We start from the raw sequence: 4,031 nt of genomic DNA on the forward strand, positions 1-4,031 counted from the left end.
GGGCTGTAGGAATTGTTGCGAACCAACGCAAAGTTGTTAAAAATGCAAAAAAAGAAATGCAATTTGGCGGTGTAATCTATTCAGATTCAGCAGATAAAGCAACTCGATTTATAGCTAATTGTAATCAGAAAAAAATTCCATTAGTGTTTCTACAAGATGTAACTGGTTTTATGGTTGGTAGTAAAAGTGAACACGATGGTATTATAAAAGACGGTGCCAAAATGGTTAATGCGGTAAGTAATTCAGTAGTGCCAAAATTCACTATTATTATTGGAAACTCATACGGTGCAGGAAATTATGCTATGTGTGGTAAAGCATACGATCCACGTTTAATTGTTGCTTGGCCTTCGGCTCGTTTAGCAGTTATGGGAGGTGAACAAGCTGCAAAAGTTTTATTACAAATAGAAACTGCTTCATTAAAAAAGAAAGGCGAAAAAATTACTTCAGAAAAAGAACAAGAAATTTTAGAATCAATTCAAAAAAAATATGATGCACAAACATCTCCTTATTATGCTGCAGCACGCATTTGGACTGATGGAGTAATAAACCCATTAGACACTAGAAAATGGATTTCTATGGGAGTTGAAGCCGCTAACCATGCTCCTATCAAAAAACCTTTTAATTTAGGTATTATTCAGGTTTAAAAAAATTGTAAAAACATATTGTAATAAGTACATTTGCAACACTAAAAAGTAAAATTTAATTATGGGAAGAGCCTTTGAATTTAGAAAAGCTAGAAAAATGAAACGTTGGTCTGCAATGGCAAAAACCTTTACTCGTATTGGTAAAGATATTGTGATGGCAGTGAAAGAAGGTGGTGCAAACACTGAAACTAATGCACGTTTAAGAGCTGTAATTCAAAATGCGAAGGCTGCAAATATGCCTAAAGACAATGTTGAACGCGCCATTAAAAAAGCAAGTGATAAAGACACTGCAAACTACAAAGAAGTTTTGTTTGAAGGTTATGCTCCACATGGAATTGCTCTAGTTGTTGAAACTGCAACCGATAATAATAATCGTTCAGTTGCAAATGTAAGAGCTGCATTTAGTAAATGTGATGGTAATATGGGAACTTCTGGTTCAGTAGTATTTATGTTTGATCATACATGTAATTTTAGAATAAAATCTGAAGATTTAAAAATGGATTTGGAAGAATTTGAATTAGAATTAATAGATTTTGAAGTTGAAGAAGTTTTTGAAGATGAAGATGGAATTCTAATTTACGCACCTTTTGAACAATTTGGTGCTATTCAAAAATATTTGGAGGAAAATAATTTAGAAATTCTTTCTTCTGGTTTTGAACGTATTCCTACAACTACCACTAAACTTAATGAAGAACAACAAGCTGATGTTGAAAAATTATTAGAACGTTTAGAAGAAGATGATGATGTTCAAAATGTGTACCATTCAATGGAACTATAATTTATGTTTTTAGCTGGTAAAAAAACTTCAATTTTAAAAAGTGAAACTTCAAAGGAAGTGATTTGCCCAAAATGTAATACTGAGAAATCAACAAAAGTATTCATTATTGGAGTTTACAAACACTTAATTCAAATTCCTTTTTTATCAGGAGGAAAGTATGGAGAATCAATCTGTTCAAATTGCAATCAAGTTTATACATTAAAAAATATGCCAGATTCAATTAAACTGGCATATTATGAATTAAAAGAAACTGTTAAAACTCCTATTTGGTTCTATATAGGTCTGATAATTGTAAAAACGTTAGTTCTTGTAAAAATTTTTAGTAAATACTTTTAGTTATTCAAGGTTTTCACTAAACGAATAAATTCTGCTCTAAATCCATCTTTATCATTTCCTCTACCAACGGTTGCTAAAGAAATAACTTTATCAAAATCTGCTTTATTGGTAAACTTAGATTTTCTTAATTTCATACCAAATAATGCAACTGATGTAGAAAATTTAAAATCGTTAGAGGTATTTACAAACTCAGTTGTTACATCTTTAACTACTTCAACTATTTCAATACTCTTTTTACCATCTGGTTTTTTATATCTAAATTTCACAGTAAATAGTTCATCATTATAATTACTCATCTTCTTAGTATTTGTATATTTTAACTTATCAATATTCTTTAAATATTTGCTATTTACACCAACCGGAACAACTTCATACAAAGCAGTAACAGTATGCCCGCTTCCTAATTCGCCAGCATCTTTTTTATCATCTTTAAAATCTTCGTCATTTAACAACCTATTTTCATAACCAATTAAACGATATGCCTGAATTTTGGTTGGGTTAAATTCTACTTGAATTTTCACATCTTTGGCAATCGTGTACATTGTACCTGCAAATTCTTTTCCAAACGTTTTATTAGCTTCTTGCATCGTATCAATATATGCGTAATTCCCGTTTCCTTTATCAGCTAATGTTTCTAATTTTGAATCTTTATAATTCCCATAGCCAAAGCCTAAAACAGTTAAATAAACCCCTGTTTTTCTCTTTTCAATAATTAATTTTACCATTGCTTTATCGCTTGAGTTTCCAACATTAAAATCACCATCCGTTGCTAAGATTACTCTGTTATTTCCTCCTTTAATAAAGTTTTTTTCAGCAAGTTTATACGCTAGTTCAATTCCTTCACCTCCTGCTGTTGAACCTCCTGCTGATAAATTATTTAATGCTTCCATTATTTTTTCTTTATTACTACCTGAAGTTGGTTTCAACACAACACCAGCCGCACCAGCATAAACAACAATTGCTACTTTATCAGTTTCTCTAAGTTGATCTACCATTAGTTTGAAAGCAGATTTTAACAATGGTAATTTATTTGCATTAGACATAGAACCAGAAACATCAATTAAAAATACAAAGTTTGATTTTGGTATATTTTCTTTATCTAGCTCTTTTCCTTGTAACCCTATTTTAACTATTTTAGTTTCAGTATTCCAAGGTGTATTGGAAACTTCAGTATGTATAGAAAATAGATGCTCATTTGTTGGTTGCGGATATGAATACTCAAAATAATTAACTAGTTCTTCAATTTTCACAGCATCCTTCGGTATTTTTTGTCCGTTGTTTATCATTCTTCTTACATTGGTATAAGAAGAATGATAAACATCAATAGAAAAAGTTGAAAGAGGATTGTATTGTGGACTTTTAAATACATTTTCATTAATTTCTTTGTAAGATTCATTTGATACAACTTCTACTGGTTTTCTTGGAACATATGAATAATTCGAATTTTTGATTGAAGATGAGCCCCTAATACGCAAACCTGAAACTGAACCTGTTATACCTTTTCTTTTCCTTCTTGAATCATAACCAGTAACTACAACCTCATCTAAATTTTCAGAACTTTCTAACATTACAACATTTATAATGTTTTGAATACCAATAATTTTCTCCATTGTATTCATTCCTAAAAAAGAATAAACCAATGTGTCGCCAACAGTAGCTTTAATTGAATAATTTCCATCAAAATCTGTTTGTGTACCGTTAATTGTACCTTTAACAATAACAATTGTACCTGGCAAAGGGCCAGTACTATCAGATACATTTCCTGTAACAATTTTTTCTTGGGCTTGTACTTGTATCACTATAAATAACACAAATATTGGTTGTAAATAATTTTTCATAGTTGTTCGTTTAAATTAATAATACTTAAAAGTAATTATCAATTAAAAATTATAATAATGAAAATGAGTAAAGTGTATTTTACAATGAGTAACAGCTACTTATTGGTTAGTTAGAAGATTTAGTAATTTCAAAGTTTCTATTCTATTTACTTTTTTTGTTTCAGTTTCTAGAAAATGTTTTAGAAAATGGACTGATTTTGGAATTTCGAATTTTGAAAGCGTTTGGAGTTTTTTTAAACTAATTAATATATTATTTTCACTTCTACTACGATTAGTGACCAACTTTTCAATAATCAAAATTAGTTTTTCCCCTAAAATTTCATCATAAACTCCTGTAACAAAAAAACGTTGTTTAATTATTGCTGATAATTTTCCTTCAATTTGTTCAGGTATTAGTTTTATTCCACCTGAATTAATTATAGAATCAAATCTACC

At 29.7% G+C, this 4,031-nt stretch carries 4 protein-coding genes and 1 pseudogene; 3 read left to right on the forward strand and 2 right to left on the reverse strand.

Translation table 11 applies throughout. From position 1 onward, the window contains the following. From GQ540_RS10875 to GQ540_RS10885, 3 genes are all read left to right on the forward strand, one after another. Window positions 1-644, forward strand: a 644-nt coding sequence (locus GQ540_RS10875) for a carboxyl transferase domain-containing protein (RefSeq protein WP_291800934.1), incomplete at its 5' end; no start/stop codon positions are given. 61 nt (window positions 645-705) lie between these two features. Then, entirely contained in the window at window positions 706-1,422 is a 717-nt protein-coding gene (locus tag GQ540_RS10880) for a YebC/PmpR family DNA-binding transcriptional regulator (protein ID WP_291800936.1), read from the forward strand. A gap of 3 nt (window positions 1,423-1,425) precedes the next feature. Next, window positions 1,426-1,758: a hypothetical protein gene (locus GQ540_RS10885; RefSeq protein WP_291800938.1), complete on the forward strand. Its 333-nt coding sequence runs from the start codon at window positions 1,426-1,428 to the stop codon at window positions 1,756-1,758. Here the strand turns inward: GQ540_RS10885 and GQ540_RS10890 are convergent. Together GQ540_RS10890 and GQ540_RS10895 are read right to left on the reverse strand one after the other, a co-directional pair. Beyond that, the gene (locus tag GQ540_RS10890; protein ID WP_291800940.1) at window positions 1,755-3,596 is read right to left on the reverse strand and encodes a von Willebrand factor type A domain-containing protein; all 1,842 of its coding nucleotides are present in this window, start codon (window positions 3,594-3,596) and stop codon (window positions 1,755-1,757) included. The two genes, GQ540_RS10885 and GQ540_RS10890, sit on opposite strands and share 4 nt — an antisense overlap. 99 nt (window positions 3,597-3,695) lie before the next feature. Beyond that, window positions 3,696-4,031: pseudogene (locus GQ540_RS10895) on the reverse strand (O-succinylbenzoic acid--CoA ligase); the annotation flags it as partial.

The sequence above is a fragment of the Lutibacter sp. genome (genome assembly GCF_013139515.1).
GTDB lineage: Bacteria > Bacteroidota > Bacteroidia > Flavobacteriales > Flavobacteriaceae > Lutibacter.

Coding starts and splice junctions, on each gene's coding strand:
- GQ540_RS10880 (WP_291800936.1), top strand. CDS start 706: ATGGGAAGAGCCTTTGAATTTAGAAAAGCTAGAAAAATGAAACGTTGG.
- GQ540_RS10885 (WP_291800938.1), top strand. CDS start 1,426: ATGTTTTTAGCTGGTAAAAAAACTTCAATTTTAAAAAGTGAAACTTCA.
- GQ540_RS10890 (WP_291800940.1), bottom strand. CDS start 3,596: ATGAAAAATTATTTACAACCAATATTTGTGTTATTTATAGTGATACAA.